Origin of the sequence: Bradyrhizobium sp. RD5-C2, from assembly GCF_019972155.1 — a bacterium.
Taxonomy (GTDB): Bacteria; Pseudomonadota; Alphaproteobacteria; order Rhizobiales; family Xanthobacteraceae; genus Bradyrhizobium.
In genome coordinates this window covers 1-14,595 of the sequence record NZ_BOVL01000003.1, presented here as the reverse complement: position 1 = coordinate 14,595, position 14,595 = coordinate 1, and the positions used below count along the sequence as shown (strand labels likewise).

14 protein-coding genes are annotated in these 14,595 nt (G+C 64.4%); 7 read left to right on the top strand and 7 right to left on the bottom strand.

The genetic code is table 11. The features are described 5' to 3' along the window. Window positions 1–40: 40 nt before the first annotated feature. Entirely contained in the window at window positions 41–1,129 is a 1,089-nt protein-coding gene (locus BraRD5C2_RS01215; RefSeq protein ID WP_223966275.1) for a Zn-dependent alcohol dehydrogenase, read from the bottom strand. 54 nt (window positions 1,130–1,183) lie between these two features. Beyond that, on the bottom strand, window positions 1,184–2,965 hold the full coding sequence (locus BraRD5C2_RS01210) for an acyl-CoA dehydrogenase family protein (RefSeq protein ID WP_223966312.1): 1,782 nt from the start codon (window positions 2,963–2,965) through the stop codon (window positions 1,184–1,186). Window positions 2,966–3,036: 71 nt separating this feature from the next. Between BraRD5C2_RS01210 and BraRD5C2_RS01205 the strand changes: the two genes are divergently transcribed. Together BraRD5C2_RS01205 and BraRD5C2_RS01200 are read left to right on the top strand one after the other, a co-directional pair. Beyond that, window positions 3,037–3,738: an SDR family NAD(P)-dependent oxidoreductase gene (locus BraRD5C2_RS01205; RefSeq protein WP_223966273.1), complete on the top strand. Its 702-nt coding sequence runs from the start codon at window positions 3,037–3,039 to the stop codon at window positions 3,736–3,738. 157 nt (window positions 3,739–3,895) lie between these two features. Further along, complete coding sequence (locus tag BraRD5C2_RS01200) at window positions 3,896–4,726, top strand: enoyl-CoA hydratase (protein ID WP_223966271.1); 831 nt, start codon at window positions 3,896–3,898, stop codon at window positions 4,724–4,726. A 264-nt stretch (window positions 4,727–4,990) separates the two neighbouring features. On the opposite strand, the gene BraRD5C2_RS01195 is transcribed toward BraRD5C2_RS01200, so the two are convergent. Both BraRD5C2_RS01195 and BraRD5C2_RS01190 read right to left on the bottom strand, forming a co-directional pair. Further along, window positions 4,991–5,614, bottom strand: a complete 624-nt coding sequence (locus BraRD5C2_RS01195) for a GNAT family N-acetyltransferase (RefSeq protein ID WP_223966270.1) — start codon at window positions 5,612–5,614, stop codon at window positions 4,991–4,993. Between the two features lie 69 nt (window positions 5,615–5,683). Continuing rightward, on the bottom strand, window positions 5,684–5,887 hold the full coding sequence (locus BraRD5C2_RS01190; RefSeq protein WP_223966269.1) for a DUF1127 domain-containing protein: 204 nt from the start codon (window positions 5,885–5,887) through the stop codon (window positions 5,684–5,686). Window positions 5,888–6,005: 118 nt separating this feature from the next. Between BraRD5C2_RS01190 and BraRD5C2_RS01185 the strand changes: the two genes are divergently transcribed. From BraRD5C2_RS01185 to tcuB, 4 genes are all read left to right on the top strand, one after another. After that, window positions 6,006–6,905: a transcriptional regulator GcvA gene (locus tag BraRD5C2_RS01185; protein ID WP_223966268.1), complete on the top strand. Its 900-nt coding sequence runs from the start codon at window positions 6,006–6,008 to the stop codon at window positions 6,903–6,905. Between the two features lie 197 nt (window positions 6,906–7,102). Further along, window positions 7,103–8,431 carry an MFS transporter gene (gene tcuC, locus BraRD5C2_RS01180; protein ID WP_223966267.1) on the top strand — a complete coding sequence of 443 codons (1,329 nt, stop codon included), beginning with the start codon at window positions 7,103–7,105 and terminating at the stop codon, window positions 8,429–8,431. 79 nt (window positions 8,432–8,510) lie between these two features. Further along, complete coding sequence (gene tcuA, locus BraRD5C2_RS01175) at window positions 8,511–9,911, top strand: FAD-dependent tricarballylate dehydrogenase TcuA (protein ID WP_223966266.1); 1,401 nt, start codon at window positions 8,511–8,513, stop codon at window positions 9,909–9,911. A gap of 16 nt (window positions 9,912–9,927) precedes the next feature. Then, window positions 9,928–11,040: a tricarballylate utilization 4Fe-4S protein TcuB gene (tcuB, locus tag BraRD5C2_RS01170; protein WP_223966311.1), complete on the top strand. Its 1,113-nt coding sequence runs from the start codon at window positions 9,928–9,930 to the stop codon at window positions 11,038–11,040. A gap of 129 nt (window positions 11,041–11,169) precedes the next feature. Here the strand turns inward: tcuB and BraRD5C2_RS01165 are convergent, their stop codons facing one another. From BraRD5C2_RS01165 to BraRD5C2_RS01155, 3 genes are read right to left on the bottom strand one after another with little or no spacing between them, the layout of a single operon-like run. Then, entirely contained in the window at window positions 11,170–11,583 is a 414-nt protein-coding gene (locus tag BraRD5C2_RS01165) for a Rieske (2Fe-2S) protein (protein ID WP_016846808.1), read from the bottom strand. A 54-nt stretch (window positions 11,584–11,637) separates the two neighbouring features. After that, window positions 11,638–12,747: an amidohydrolase family protein gene (locus BraRD5C2_RS01160; RefSeq protein ID WP_223966265.1), complete on the bottom strand. Its 1,110-nt coding sequence runs from the start codon at window positions 12,745–12,747 to the stop codon at window positions 11,638–11,640. Continuing rightward, window positions 12,744–13,820 carry an amidohydrolase family protein gene (locus BraRD5C2_RS01155; RefSeq protein WP_223966264.1) on the bottom strand — a complete coding sequence of 359 codons (1,077 nt, stop codon included), beginning with the start codon at window positions 13,818–13,820 and terminating at the stop codon, window positions 12,744–12,746. The genes BraRD5C2_RS01160 and BraRD5C2_RS01155 overlap by 4 nt, the downstream gene beginning before the upstream one ends. Before the next feature lie 174 nt (window positions 13,821–13,994). On the opposite strand from BraRD5C2_RS01155, the gene BraRD5C2_RS01150 reads away from it, so the two are divergent. Continuing rightward, complete coding sequence (locus tag BraRD5C2_RS01150) at window positions 13,995–14,477, top strand: CinA family protein (protein ID WP_223966262.1); 483 nt, start codon at window positions 13,995–13,997, stop codon at window positions 14,475–14,477. Window positions 14,478–14,595: the final 118 nt, after the last annotated feature.

The following is a 14,595-nucleotide window of genomic DNA, read 5'->3' as shown; positions in this document are numbered from 1 at the left end:
TACTGGGTCGCCCGGACGAGCCGGGCGACGACGACTGAGACTAGTTGTCGAACATGATCACGCTGCGCAGCGTCTTGCCGGCCTTCATGTTGGCAAAGCCTTCGTTGATCTCGGAGAGCTTCAGCTTGGCCGAGATCCAGTCCTCGAGATGCAGCTTGCCGCGCATGTAGAAGTCGACGAGGCGCGGCATGTCGACGCGGAAGTGGTTCGACCCCATGGATGAACCTTGAATGCGACGCTCGCGCAAAAAGTCAAAACCGTGCAGCTCGATCTTCTGGCCGAACGGGATCATGCCGACGATGGTCGCGGTGCCGCCCGCCGCCAGCATGGCGAAGGCCTGCTCCGCGGTCTCCTTGCGGCCAAGCACCTCGAAGGAATGATGCACGCCACCGCCGGTGAGCTCGCGCACCTGCTGCACCACGTCGCCGCGCGCGGGGTCGACGATGTCGGTGGCCCCGAGCTTTGTCGCAAGCTGCAGCTTCGCCGGATTGGTGTCGATCGCGATGATGCGCCCGGCGCCGGCGATCTGCGCGCCGTTGATCGCGGCCATGCCGACGCCGCCGCAGCCGATCACGGCCACGGTCTCGCCGGCGGTGACCTTCGCGGTGTTCACCACGGCGCCATAGCCGGTGATGACGCCGCAGCCGATCAGCGCGGCGAGATCGAGCGGCATCTCCTTCTTGATCTTCACGATCGCGTTCTCGTGCACCAGCATCTGCTCGGCGAAGGACGACAGGTTGAGGAACTGGTTGAGCTTCTCCTTCCGGCCCCACGACAGGCGGTTGGAGGCGCCAGGCAGCATCTTCACCGTGGTGTCGGTGCACAGCACGGTGCGGCCGGTGGTGCAATTGTCGCAGGTGCCGCAGAACACCGACAGGCAGGTGACGACGTGATCGCCGGGCTTCACGTAATTGACGTCGGAGCCGACTTTCTCGACCACGCCGGCCGATTCATGGCCGAGCACCGCCGGCAGCGGATGCGGATAGAGGCCTTCCATGAAATGCAGGTCGGAGTGGCAGAGGCCCGCGACCGCGGTGCGGATCAAGACCTCGCGCGGCCCCGGATTGGGTACGCTGACATCCTCGATCACCAACGGCTGATTGACTTCATGCAGGACGGCGGCCTTCATCGGGATCTCCCTTGGCGTTTCTGTTTTGATTAAGCGTTGCGCTCGCGCGGCAGACTACGCTGCTGATAGCAATTCGCCAACCTCGGCCATGCCGACGGCACGATCGCCGAGCAGGTGCTCGGTCATCCGGCGCTGAACGGTATTTTCCGCAAGCCGGAACGGATCGCCCGGCATCACGCGGTGATCGATCACCATCCGCGACAGCAGCAGCCGGCGCGCATCGCCGCGCCTCTCGTGGATGCGTCCGCCCTCCCATGCCAGCGCGACCGCGCTCGCGACATGATAGAGCAGGCTGGTGGCGCGCCGCGCATCGCCCTCATTGTCGATACGGCTTGCGACTTCGCGCGCAAACCCGATCGCACGGTCGCCGAGATCGCGCAGCCGGTTGCGCCAGGCTTGCGGCACGTTTGGGCTGTCATCGAGCCGCGCATGCAGATCGGCGGCGAGCGCATTGTCGGCGCCATGACGTCCGACCGCGCGCTTCAGTGCATCGATCGCGACGATGTTGCCGGTGCCCTCCCAGATCGAGCCGAGATGCGCATCGCGCAGCAGCCGCGGCGTGACGAATTCCTCGATGTAGCCGATGCCGCCGCGCATCTCCATCGCGTCGCCGCAGACCTTGCGGGCGTCGCGGGTGGCGCGGAATTTCAGGGTCGGCGTCAGGATGCGAAGCAATGCCGCGGCATCCTGGCTGCCGGCCTCGGCGCGGTCGAGCGCATCGGCGGTGAGGAAGCTCATCGACAGCGCCTGCTCGGTCGGCAGCATGATCTTCATCAATTGCCGCCGCGCCAGCGGCAGATCGATGATCCGCTGGCCGAACACCACGCGGCCCCTCGCGACCGTGATCGCGTCGTGCCAGGCGCGGCGCATCAGCGCGGTCGACTTCACGCCGTTGGAGAGCCGCGACGAATTCACCATCTCGGCCATCTGCACGAAGCCGCGGTCGAGCTTGCCAACGGCATACGCGATCGCGCCGTCGAGCTTGATTTCGCCCGAGGCCATCGAACGGGTGCCGAGCTTGTCCTTCAACCGCACGATCCGGTAATGGTTCTGCGAGCCGTCGTCGAGGAAGCGCGGCATCAGGAACAGGCCGACACCTTTGGTGCCCGGCCCCGCGCCCTCGGGGCGCGCCAGCAGCATCACCACCTTGGCGTCGGCATTCGAGCAGAACCACTTCTCGCCATAGAGCCGCCAGTGGTCGCCCTCCTGCACGGCGCGTGTGGTCAGTGTGCCGACGTCGGAGCCGCCCTCCTTCTCGGTCATGAACTGGCCGCCCTGCGTCAGTCTGCTCATGTCGGTCTGGGTCAGGCCGTCGAGATATTTCGCCTTCAGCGCCTCGCTGCCGAAATTCGCCAATAGCTTTGCACACCCATCGGTGACGTTGATCGGGCAACCCATGCCGAATTCGGTCTGGTTGAACAGGAAGGTGAAGGCGTGTTTGGCCACCACAGGATATTTGTCGGGCCAGCCCATGATGCCCTTGCGGATCGACAGCGCGTGAATGCCGAACTCGCCGAAGGCCGCCTTCTCGATCTCGCGATAGGCCGGATGATATTCGATTGTTTGCACGTCGCGGCCGAACTTGTCGCGCTGATGCAGCACCGGCGTATGCCGGTCGGCGAGCCGCGCGCATTCGTCGAGATAGCCGCCGGCCAATCCACCGAGCCGGTCGAGATGCGGCTCGATATGGCGGAACAACGCCTCGGGCAGATGCAGTTTCAGAAGATCGATCAGCGCGGGATCGGCCCGGTAGAAGTTCATTCCCGTCGTATCGGGCGCCAACAGGCCCGGCTGGCTGGCGGACGACGTTTTCGGATCCTGCTTGTGCGGCTGCATTGAATTCCCGGCTGCGGTGCTCATTTGTTTGGGCACGACTATCCTCCTCCGGCCTCGCAAAGGAAAGCCCAATGGATATTCCGAAGTACAAGATCGCCCTGATCGTCGGCGCCGGCGAGGGCCTCAGCGCCTCGCTGACGCGGCTATTTTCGCGGGAGGGAATTCGCGTGGCGCTGGGCGCGCGCAGCATCGAGAAACTTGGTGCGTTGTGCAACGAGACCGGCGCGCGCGCCTATGCCTGCGATGCCACCAAGGCCGAGGATGTCGAACGTCTGTTCGGCCTGGTCGAACGCGAGATCGGAACACCTGATCTCGTGGTCTATAACGCCTCGGGCCGCTCGCGCGGACCCTTCGTTGAACTCGTCCCTTCCGAGGTCGAGCAGGCGATCGCGATCTCGGCGTTCGGCGGTTTCTTGGTGGCACAGGAGGCGGCGAAGCGCATGCTGCCCAACAAGAAGGGCGCGATCCTGTTCACCGGCGCCTCCGCCAGCGTCAAGGGCTATGCGCAATCAGCGCCGTTCGCGATGGGCAAGTTCGCATTGCGCGGGCTGGCGCAGAGCATGGCGCGCGAATTGTCGCCGCAGGGCATCCATGTCGCGCATTTCGTGATCGACGGCGGCATCCGCAGCGCCGCGCGCACCGAGCCCGCCGACCGCCCGGATTCGATGCTCGATCCCGACGCGATCGCGTTGAGCTACTGGAACGTGCTGCAACAGCCACGCAGCGCCTGGACCTGGGAGCTGGAATTGCGGCCCTGGGTTGAGAAGTTTTGAGATGACGGAGATCATGCAAGCGGCGTAGGCTCTATGCCAACCGCCGCCACGCCCGTCATTGCGAGCGGGGCGAAGCAATCCATGCCTCGTCTTGGGGAAAGATGGATTGCTTCGTCGCTTCGCTCCTCGCAATGACGAAGGAAACAGGGAAGAAACCATGACCGCTGAAATCAAGATCGAGACCGGCACCGACGAACTGCTCTGCGTGATCCGCGACCGCGTCGCCGTTATCACGCTGAACCGCCCGGACGCCCGCAACTCGCTGTCGGACACGCTGACGCCGGCGCTGCGCACGATGATCCGGACCTGCGGCGAGAACCCCGAGGTCGGCGTGCTGCTCGTCACCGGCGCCGGCAAGGCGTTCTGCGCCGGCGGCAACGTCAAGGGCATGGGCGCCAATCGCGACCCGAAGAAGCTCGAAATGTCCTATGAGGACAAGGTCGCGGACCTGCAGGAGCGCCAGCGCCTGCTCACCGGCGCGCTCGCCTCGGTGCGCAAGCCGACCATTGCCGCGCTGCCTGGACCCGCGGTCGGCGCCGGCCTTGCGATCGCGATGGCCTGCGACATCAGGATCGCGGCGCAATCTGCCTTCATCTCGACCGGCTATCTGCGGGTGGGGCTGAGCGGCGACTACGGCATGGCCTGGCTGTTGACGCGCCTGGTCGGCACCTCGCGCGCCCGCGAGCTGATGTTCACCTCCGAGAAGGTCGATGCCGCGAGGTGCGAGCAGATCGGCCTCGTGAACCGCGTGGTGCCGGACGAGACGCTGCAGGACGAAGCGTTCGCGCTGGCGAAGTCGATGGCCGAAGGCCCGACGCTGGCGCTGCGCTACATGAAGGACAATCTCGACGAGGCGCTGCAATTCGACTTCGCCACCGCGCGCGACCACGAGGCCGAACGGCTGATCCGCCTGACCACGACGGCCGATCACAAGGAAGCGGTGCAGGCCTTCATCGAGAAGCGCAAGCCGGTGTTCCGGGGCAACTAAGCCTCCGCTTGCGCGGCCGTCATTGCCGGGCTTGATCCGGCAATCCATCGCACGACAAACGCTTTCTGTGGATGGATGCCCGCGCATGACGAGCAAGAATCGTGGCAAGAGCACGTAGCCCGGATGGAGCGCAGCGAAATCCGGGACAGGCTTCTCCGCTGTGAGAGCGATCCCGGATTGCGCTCCGCTTCATCGAGCTACGGGTCGGCGCAATCAAAAAGAAAAGGGCCCGGTTCTGGAGGGGCCAGAACCGGGCCTAGTCAGTCAAACCGCAAGCGAGGACATCGTGGCCGAGCGGGAAGTGGCGGCGAGCCGCCAGCTGGCACAGGGAATGTCTTGCGGTTCGACGTGGATCTCTTTCGCAAAGCGCACCAGCTTCCAATCGCCGGGGCTTGCAGCGAAGGCATAGCCGGACTTGCGGGCGAGGCCGATCATCGTGGCGTTCGACCGCAGCGTGTCGCCGAAAATGCGCTCCGCTCCGAAAGACGCCGCGCGGCATTCGAGATTCTTCAACAGCGCCTTGCCAAGGCCGTGGCCCTGCCACCGGTCATCGATCGACAGGCCGAACTCGACGCTCGACGTATCGGCATGGAAGGCATAGCGGGCTTCGCCGACGATGGTCTCAAAACCATCGACCAGCATCGTCGCGACCACCGTGAACCGGTCAGCCTCGCCGACGTGAATGAAACGTTCGAGCTCCATCTTCGGCAGCTCGCTTAGTGCACCCAGGAAGCGATTGTAACGGGACCCGGCGGAGAGCGAGCGGATGTAATTCTGCAGCTCTTCACGATCGCGCGGCTCGACGAAGCGCACCTTGATCTCGCTGCCGTTCTTGGCGCGCAGCACATCAGAGTATTGCTTGAGATCGTCGAGATGCAGCGCAGTCATGACACGCTCCTCGGGTGAAGAATTGGCCGGCGCCCCTCGATCGAGGCGGCGCCGGCGATGGCGTCCTTCTCAGGCCCGCCAGAACGGCTTGTCGGTCTCGAAAACGATGTCGCTGCGGGACATGCCGATGTCGTGCAGGTCGCGCTCGGTCCACTGCGACAGCTCGCGGCGGCGCTCATAGCGATCCCACCAGACGTGCAGGGTCTCGCCGACCTGATTCCACAGGCCCGGCGTATGATGATTTGTCATCGATTCATGGGTGAAAATGGACATTTGCGGCTCCTATCGGTAACCTGTTGGGCCCAATATCGGAGCTATTCGGCCTGTTCACAAACGACACTTTGTACCGCTTCGCATGAATTAAAGTCATGTTTTTGGAGACCATCCGGAGATGACCAGCCGTCTGCCTTCACTGAATGGGCTCAGGGCATTCGAGGCCGCCGCGCGGCACATGAGCTTCACGGTCGCGGCCTCCGAATTGAACGTGACGCAGACCGCGATCAGTCATCAGATCCGGCGCCTCGAGGAAGAGCTCGGCGTCCGTCTGTTCGTGCGCCAGAACCGCTCGTTGAGCCTGACGCCGGAGGCCGCCGAATACCTTCCCGGCGTCCGCGCCGCCTTCAATGACCTCAGGCTCGCGACTGATCGCCTGCTGCGCCGGGACGACGATCATGTGCTGACCGTCTCGACGCTGGCATCGCTCGCCGCCAAATGGCTGCTGCCGCGGCTGTCGGCATTCCAGGAGGCGCATTCCGGCATCGATGTCCGCATCACCACCTCGACCAGCCTGGTCGACTTCCAGCGCGACAAGGTCGATGCGGCGATCCGCTACGGCCGCGGACAATGGGCCGGTCTGCGCTCGGACTGGCTGATGGCGGATGAGCTGTTTCCGGTGTGCAGTCCGTCGCTGCTGGATGGAACCAGGCCGCTGAAATGCCCCGAAGACCTCAGGGACCATGTGCTGCTGCACACCAGCAACGCCAACAGCGACGACTGGCGGCTGTGGCTGACCGCAGCCGGCCTTGCGACCGACATCTCGAAGCAGCCGGGGGTGACCTTCGACCTGCTGTTCGTGACGATCCAGGCTGCGATCGATGGCATCGGTATCGCGATGGGCCGTACCTCCTATGTGCAGGACGACATCGCCAAGGGCCGCCTCGTGGTTCCCTTCAAGATCGCGCTGCCGGCCGACGCCGGCTTCTACCTGGTCACGCCGCAGGGACGCGCCGATTCACCGAAGCTCTCGGCATTTCGCTCCTGGCTCGGCGCCGCGGCACATACGACGCCCTGATGCGGCGCACGCGGCGCTGAAGCTGCGTGCGAAAGCGCTCCGAGATTTCCACCTACGGCTTTTTTCCAATGGCGGCGGCGTGATTTCGGGTTGGTCGCGCCGAACAGCCGTGCCAAATTGCCGCATATGGCAGTTAACTGCCTTGGCCGGCGAGACAATTTGCGCCGGCCTTTGTGTCACGGGGAGGAATGGGCGTTATGTCGCAGTCGAGTTCATCGCAAGCACCGCAAATCAAGTCGCGTCTCGGCGCCATCCTGCGTGCGACCAGCGGCAATTTCCTCGAGCAATTCGACTTCTTCCTGTTCGGCTTCTATGCGCAGGACATCGCGAAAGCATTCTTCCCCGCCCAGAACGAGACCGCGGCGCTGCTCAATGCCTATGGCGTATTCTGGCTCGGCGCGCTGATGCGTCCTGTGGGCGCGGTCGTGCTCGGCTCCTACATCGATCGCATCGGCCGCCGCCGGGGCCTGATCGTGACGCTCGCGCTGATGGCGCTTGGCACGGTGGTGATCGCCTTCTGCCCGTCCTACGCATCGATCGGCATTGCCGCAACGATCATCGTGCTGATTGGCCGGCTGATCCAGGGCTTCTCCGCCGGCGTCGAACTGGGCGGCGTCTCCGTTTATCTCTCCGAGATCGCGACGCCCGGCAACCGCGGATTCTACACCTCGTTTCAATCCTCCAGCCAGCAGGTCGCCATCTTTGTTGCGGCCGTGATCGGCTTCGTCCTGAGAGAGGTGATTCCGGGCGACACTTTCCTGGATGCGATCGGCGGCGGCGTCGCCAAATGGCGCATCCCGTTCTTCATCGGATGCCTCATCATTCCCGTGATCTTCATGTTGCGGCGTTCGCTCGAGGAGACGCCGGCCTTCCTGGCCATGAAGAAGCACCCGACGCCAAGCGAAGTGTTCGCCTCGGCACTCGAGAACTGGCGCATCGTCATCCTGGGCATGATGATCGCGGTCCTGACCACCACGACGTTCTATTTCATCACCGTATATGCGCCCGGCTTCGGCAAGGAACTGCACCTTTCGGCCTCCGGGACACTGCTGGTGACCCTGCTCGTTGCGGTAACGAATTTCATCTGGAATCCGGTCGGCGGCGCGCTGTCCGATCGAATCGGCCGCAAGCCGGTGCTGATCGCGATCGCGAGCCTGTCGTTCGTGACCGCCTACCCGGCACTGTCGTGGCTCGCGCATGAGCCCACGCTCGGAAAACTGCTGGCTGTGCAGATGATGTTCTCGTTCTACTTTGGCGTCTACAGCGGCACGATGCTGGGATGCCTGGTCGAGATCGTGCCGGCGCATGTCCGCACCACCTGCTTCTCGATCGCGTTCGCGTTGGCGGCGGGCATATTCGGCACGTCGACTCCCTTTGTCGCGACCAAGCTGATCGCCATGACCGGGCAGGACAAGGCCTCGCCGGCCTACTGGCTGATGTTCGGCGCTGTTCTCGGCATCATCGCCGCGCTAATCGTCTACCGTGGCGGCCAGACCATCGAGCAGCGCGAGACGGTTGCGGCCTGATTCTGTGCATGCAATTGGGGCAGGCCGATCGCCTGCCCCGACATGTTGCTTTCCATGCCAACAACGATAACAAGAGCGCATGGTTGATCTGACGCGCAGGTTCGACGTGCTGGTGATCGGCGGCGGCAACGCCGCCCTTTGCGCTGCGATCAGCGCACGGCGCGCCGGCGCCTCCGTACTGGTGCTGGAGGGCGCCCCGAAATTCTACCGCGGCGGCAACACCCGCCACACCCGCAACATGCGCTGCGCCCATGACGCGGCGACCGAGATCCTCACCGGCCCCTACACCGAGGAGGAGTTCTGGAAGGATTTGCTGCTGGTGACCGGCGGCCAGACCGACGAGGAACTGGCCCGCTTCATGATCCACGAGTCCAAGGACATATTGAACTGGATCGTCGAACAGGGCGTGCGCTGGCAGCCCTCGCTCGGCGGCACGCTCAGCCTTGGCCGCACCAACTCGTTCTTCCTCGGCGGCGGCCGCGCGATGCTGAACGCACTCTATCGCACCGCCGAGGAGCTCGGCGTCGACGTCCTCTACGATGCCGAGGTGATCGATCTCGTGATCGAGGACGGCATGTTCCTGTCGGCGCAGCTGAAGCAGCCGGTCGGCGGCAAGACCGAGGTGCGCGCCTCGACGCTGGTCGCGGCGGCCGGCGGCTTCGAGGCCAATATCGAATGGCTGAAGCAATATTGGGGCGAGGCCGCCGACAATTTCCTGATCCGCGGCACGCCCTATAACCGCGGCGCGATCCTCAAGATGCTGCTCGCCAAGGGCGTGCAGGAGATCGGCGATCCCACGCAATGCCATGCGGTGGCGATCGATGCGCGTGCGCCGAAATTCGACGGCGGCATCATCACCCGCCACGACTCGGTCGTGTTCGGCATCGTCGTCAACAAGCATGCCGAGCGCTTCTATGATGAAGGCGAGGACATCTGGCCGAAGCGCTACGCGATCTGGGGCCGCCTGGTCGCCGCACAGCCGGACCAGATCGCCTACATCATCTTCGATTCCACCGTCGTGACCAGCTTCATGCCGACGCTGTTTCCGCCGATCGCGGGCGCGACGATCGCCGAGCTCGCCGGCAAGCTCGAGCTCGATGCATCAGCACTGGAAAAGACCATCACGGACTTCAACGCCGCGGTGCAGCCCGGCACGTTCGACCACACGATCCTCGACGACTGCGCTACCCAAGGCATCACGCCGCCGAAGACGCATTGGGCGCGCAAGATCGAGACGCCGCCCTATCTCGCCTATCCGGTGCGGCCCGGCATCACCTTCACCTATCTCGGCACCCGCGTGAACAAGCAGTCGCGGATGCTGATGAAGGACGGCAAGCCGTCGGCCAACATGTTCGCCGCCGGCGAGATCATGGCCGGCAACGTGCTCGGCAAGGGCTACGCCGCCGGCATCGGCATGACCATCGGCAGCGTGTTCGGCCGCGTCGCCGGACGGGAAGCGGCGAAGAATGCGCGGAACTGAGGACAAGGCTGGCGCGATGCACGGGACGAGGATCTTGCAGGAAGCCGACCGTCTGATGACGGTGTGCAATTCCTGCCGTTATTGCGAGGGCCTGTGCGCGGTGTTTCCCGCGATGGAGATGCGGCGCGCCTTCTCCGACGGAGATCTCAACTATCTCGCCAACCTCTGCCACGCCTGCGGCGCCTGCTACACCGACTGCCAGTTCTCGCCACCGCACGAATTCAACGTCAACGTCCCGAAGACGCTGGCGGTGGCGCGCGCCGAGTCCTACGCCGCCTACGCCTGGCCGCGTGCCTTTGCGGGCGCGTTCGCGCGCAACGGCCTCGTCATCAGCCTGATCGCAGCAATCAGCGTCGCCGCCTTCATCTTCGGCTTCGCCGCGATCAACGACCGCGGCGCGCTCACGGGCATCCACACCGGGCCCGGCGCATTCTACAAACTGATGCCGCACAATGCGATGGCGCTGCTGTTCGGCGCCGCGTTGCTCTACGCGATCCTCGCGCTGGTGATGGGCGTGCGGGCGTTCTGGCGCGATATCGGCGAGCCCGTCGGCATGAAGACCGACGCAAGATCGCTGCTGCAGGCGGTCCGTGACGCCGGCGAGCTGCGCTACCTCGACGGCGGCGGCGTCGGCTGCTTCAACGAGGACGATCACCCGACCGACCGCCGCAAGCTGTATCACCACTTCACCTTCTACGGCTTCGCCCTGTGCTTCGCCGCCACCTGCGTCGGCACGCTGTACCACTACCTGCTGGCGCGCGAGGCGCCCTATGCGTGGTGGGACCTGCCGGTGGTGCTCGGCACGCTCGGCGGCATCGGCCTCGTGGTCGGCCCGATCGGGCTGCTCAGCGAGAAATGGAAACGCGACCGCGTGCTGGTCGACGCGCAGCAGATGGACATGGACACCGCATTCATCCTGATGCTGTTCCTGACCAGCATTACCGGCCTTGCCTTGCTGCTGTGGCGCGAGAGCGCCGCGATGGGCCCGCTACTCGCGCTGCATCTCGGCGTGGTGTTCGCGCTGTTCATCACCATGCCCTACGGAAAGTTCGTGCACGGCATCTACCGCTTCGTCGCGCTGGTGCGCTACGCGCGGGAACGCCAGGTGATGCAAGGCAAGGCGGAGTAAGTTCCAACCGCCGTCATTCCGGGGCGCGAAGCGAACCCGGAATCCATCGGGCGGGAGAACAAGCGGTGGAATGGATTCCGGGCTCGCCGCTTCGCGACGCCCCGGAATGACAACTGGAATAACGGGTGGTCAGAGATCCACCACGACGTAGTCGCTTTCGACCGCGACCTTGATGGTCTCAGCGACATACGGCCCCTTCACCACATTGGTGCCCGGCTCGACGCTGACGGGGTAGGCGCGCACGCGGAAGCGGCGCGGGTCGCAATAGGACTGGCCGGTGCGGATGTCGAACTCCCAGCCGTGCCAGGGACAACGCAGGATCTCGCCGAGCTTGGTGTATTCGATCTCGCCGGGGTCTGACGACGAGGCAAGCCCGATCAGCGGCCCCTCGCACAGCGCCGCGCCTTGATGCGGACAGCGGTTCAACAGGCCGAAGAACTCGCCCTTGACGTTGAAGACGGCGATCGGCCGTCCGTCGATCTCGAGGAATTTTCGCGAACCCGGCGGCAGTTCGTCCACCGGGGCAATCACATGACGCGCCATCTAGTTGTTCTCACGCATGATCTGATTCGGAAAACCGGTTCCCACTTTTCCGGATCATGCGATACCGTACAGCTGCTTCGCATTGTCGAGATAGAACGCCTTGCGGTTGGCGTCGCTGACGCCGGCCGGCAGGACCCGCGACGGCTCGTCGTAATCCCAATGCGGGTAGTCGGTCGCGAACAGCAGCTTGTCCCAGCCGATCCACTCGATGGTCTGGAATAGATGGTCGCGGCTCTCCGGATCTTCCATCGGCTGCGTCGTCCACCAGATGTGATCGCGGATATATTCGGACGGCTTGCGCTTCAGATGCGGCACCTCGGCGTGCAGCCGCGCAAACACCTTGTCGAGCCGCCACGCCAGCGACGGCGCCCAGCCGAACCCGGCCTCGACCATCACCATCTTCAGTTTCGGGAAGCGCTCGAACACGCCCTCGAGCACGAGGCTCGCCAGCGCGGTCTGCTGGCACTGCGAATGCCCGACCATCTCCTCGATGTAATAGCTCGGCCAGCCCGAGGCGGTAATCGGGTTGCCGCCGAAGCCGAAGGCGTGCACGCCGATCGGCAATCCCACCTCCTGCGCCGCCTCATAGATCGGCCAGTAACGGCGCTGGCCGAGCGGCTCGACATTGCGGCTCAGCAGCAGCACCTGGACGAAATTGCTGTCGCCGGCGCGCCTGCGGATTTCGGCCGCGGCCGAGACGCCGTCCTCATTGGCGACGACGACCGAGCCCTTGAGGCGCGAATCCTTGCTGGTCCATTTCTCGATCTGCCAGTCGTTGACCGCCGCGCAGATCGCGCCGGCGAGATCCTGGTTGCGGATGCCCTGCCCGGTGTTGAGCGGGTTGAGCACGCCGAGCGCGACATTGTTGGGATCGAGGTGCTGCTTCTGCATGAAGGACAGCGACGAGCCCTGCGGGCCGCCTTCCGGCGGATAGGCATCGCGGCGCGAGGCATTCGGCTGCGCCTTCGGATAGGGCGGCCCCTCCATCATGCCCTGATAGGGATGGACGCCGAAGGTTTCGAGATGGCTGTGCCAGCGCTTGGCCAGATAAGGATGCAGTTCGTCCTTGGTCGCGCGTGCCGGATGGATGTCGCAATCGGCGATCGCGGTCTTGACGCTGGTCGACGCGGCCCCGTCGGGACGTTCCCGAATCTGGATGTTCATGGCGTCGTCTCCTTCACCTGCAAGCGCGGATAGGTCGCATGCGGATTGTCGATCATGATCTTGCGGACCAGATCCTGCGATAACCCCTTCGGCAGCACCTCGTCACCGTCGAACTGCCAGTGCGGGTAGTCGGTCGAGAATAGGATCAATTCGTCCGACTGCATATGGTCGAACAGCCGGTTCAAGGTGTCGCCGTCTGGCGGCGCGTCGACCGGCTGCAGCGAGAAACGGATGTTGCTACGCACAATCTCCAGCGGCGCGCGGTCGACCCACGGTGTTTCCATACGCACGCCGCGCCAGAACTTGTGCAGCCGCCACAGGAACGGCGGCAGCCAGGTGAAGCCGGACTCCAGCATCACCATCTTCAGATTCGGATGGCGCGCGAACACGCCCTCGACGATCAGGCTGGTGAGCTGGGTCTGGAACGCCTGCGCCTGCGCGACGTAATCCTCGATGTGATAGGAGCCCCAGCCGACCGAGGTCGGCGGGTTGTGATAGGCGCTGCCGGCATGGATGCCGATCGGCAGGCCGAGCCGTTCGGCCGCGGCGTAGATCGGCCAGTAGTGACGCTTGCCGAGCGGCATGTCGCCCATCACGAGCATCAGCACCTGCACGAAGCGCTTGTCCGGCGCACACCGCTCGATTTCGGCGACCGCCTTCTCGATGCTCTGAACGGGGATCACGATCGAACCACGCAGGCGATCGTCTTTGTCGAGCCATTCCTTGACCAGCCAGTCGTTCAGCGCGCGGCAGAAGGCATCGGCCATGTCCTCGGAGAACACCATCTGCACGCCATAGAGCGGATTGCAGATGCCGGTGGCCGTGCCGAAGCGATCGAGCGCCTGGCGCTGCATGTCGGCAAGGCTCGATCCCGGCTTGCCTTGCGCCGGCCGCCAGTCCGGCCGAGAGGCGATCGGTGAGTTGGTCGGATAGGATTGCGAGATCAGGTCGGTCATGCCGCGGGTCGTCACCTGGTCGCGCCAGTAGTCGTTCAGGTACGGCAGCAGGCTGGTGAGGTGAGGCACAGCGGGATGCAGATCGCAATCCACGCCACCCGCGATCGGCGACGTCATGGTGTTTCCTCTGCGAGACGCTCTCACAAGAACTGTCGGGGGCGTCGCATGGTTGTTGTCCGACATACAAGCAGGCCGTGCCAATATCCGCAACTCGGCAGACGCCTACGTGGTGTGCTAGGAAGGCAGAACGCCCCACGCTATTTTCATGGCAAGCAACGAGAAAGAGCGCCGATGAACGCACTCATATCCATCGCTGAGCAGGTCGCCGCGAAGCTGATCGCGAACAAGCAGACGATCGCGGTCGCGGAATCCTCCACCGGCGGGCTGATCTCGGCATCGCTGCTCGCCGTGCCCGGCGCATCGGCCTATTTTCTCGGCGGCGGCGTGATCTACACCCGCGATGCGCGGCGCGCGCTGATGGACATTCCCGACGACGCCATGCGCGGCCTCCGCTCGTCGTCGGAGCCTTATGCGCAATTGCTGGCGCGGCAGATCCGCGAACGCCTTTCGACCGATTGGGGATTGTCGGAGACCGGCGCCGCCGGCCCCACCGGCAACCGCTACGGCGATGCCGCCGGCCATAGCTGCATGGCGGTCGCAGGTCCGCAGCAACAGGTGATCACACTGGAAACCGCCAGCGGCGACCGGCAGGCCAACATGCAGGCGTTTGCGAAGGCGGCGCTGGAGTTACTGCTGAGGAATCTCTCGCAGTAATTTCCGCTGCCGTCCCGGGCAAGGGAAGCGCGATCCGGCAACTGTTATGTTGGTTTGGTTTGCAGGTACGGCTTTCGGTCTCGCATGATGGCATTGAGGACCGTCAGCAGCTTCCTGG